Here is a 1,312-nt window from a genome sequence, read left to right on the forward strand (position 1 = left end):
GGACGGGGGCGGTGAAGGGGTCGGGGCCCAACGCCATCACCTCGACGCACCAGTTGCGGGCCTCGATGCGGACGTCACGCATCTGCCAGTACCAGACCAGCGACAGGACGAGGCAGATCGCCTCCTGCTCGTCGCGTTCGGCGACGGCGTGCCGCAGGGCGGTGCGGAGGTTCTCGTATTCGAGCTCCAGCCGTCCTACGGCGGCGAGTTGGCCGGGGCCGCGCAGCAACGGGTCGGTGGTGCGGGCGAGTTCGCGGTAGTACGTCAGATGGGCGCGCTCGGCGCGGGGGCGGCGGCCGGCCTCGTCGAGCCGTTCGCCCGCGTACTCGGCGACGGTCTCCAGGAGCCGGTAACGCATCTCCCCCTCGCCCGAAGGGGCCGCCACCACAAGGGACTTGTCGACGAGGGAGCCGAGCGTCTCGAACGCCACGGGCCCGCACACGGCCTCGGCGGCGGCGAGGTCGCAGCCGCCGGCGAAGACGGACAGGGTGGTCAGCACGTCCCGTTCGTCCGCGTCGAGCAGGTCCCAGGACCAGTCGACGACGGCCCGCAGGGTCTGCTGGCGGGGCAGCAGCGTACGGCTGCCCGAAGTGAGCAGCCGGAAGCGGTCGTCGAGCCGGTCGGCGATCTGACGCGGCGTCAACATCCGTAGCCGGGCGGCCGCCAGCTCGATGGCGAGGGGCAGTCCGTCGAGGCGCCGGCAGATCTCGGCGCAGGCCTCGGGGTCGTCCTCGACGCTGAACCCGGGCCGGGCGGCGGCCCCGCGGTCGGCGAGGAGCCGTAGCGCGACGGGGTCGGGCAGCGGTTCCACCGGGCGCAGCAACTCGCCCGGTACGCCCAGGGGTTCACGGCTGGTGGCGAGCACGGTGAGGCCGGGGCAGCGCTCCAGCAGGGTCTCCACGAGGCGGGCGGCGGCGTCCACGACGTGCTCGCAGTTGTCGAGGACGATGAGCATCCGGCGGCTGCCGCAGTGTTCGGCGAGCCGGTCGACGGGGTCGTCGTGCCGCTCGCCGCCGGCCGCCCGGATCGCCTCGGCGCCCGCGCTGTACATCACGGTCTCGCGCGCGCCGACGGCCGTGAGCACGGCCGTCGGTACGGCGTCGGGGTCGTCCACGGGGGCGAGTTCGGCCAGCCACACCCCGTCCCGCGCCGCCTCCCGCACCCCTTCGGCGGCCTCCTGCGACAGCCGCGTCTTCCCGGCCCCACCGGGCCCGAGCAGCGTCACCAGCCGGGCGGAGGCGAGATCACCCCGGATGACGTCGATGTCGGCCTCCCGCCCGACGAAGGAGGTGAGGCGGGCGCGGAGGTTGCC

The 1,312-nt window shown here is 74.5% G+C and carries 1 protein-coding gene; it reads right to left on the bottom strand.

Features of this window, described 5'->3' with window-relative positions:
* A partial coding sequence (locus tag AC31A1_RS51520; RefSeq protein ID WP_489659930.1) for an ATP-binding protein occupies positions 1 to 1,312 on the bottom strand: 1,312 nt, incomplete at both ends.

It is taken from the genome of Streptomyces sp. P5F9 (genome assembly GCF_057961495.1).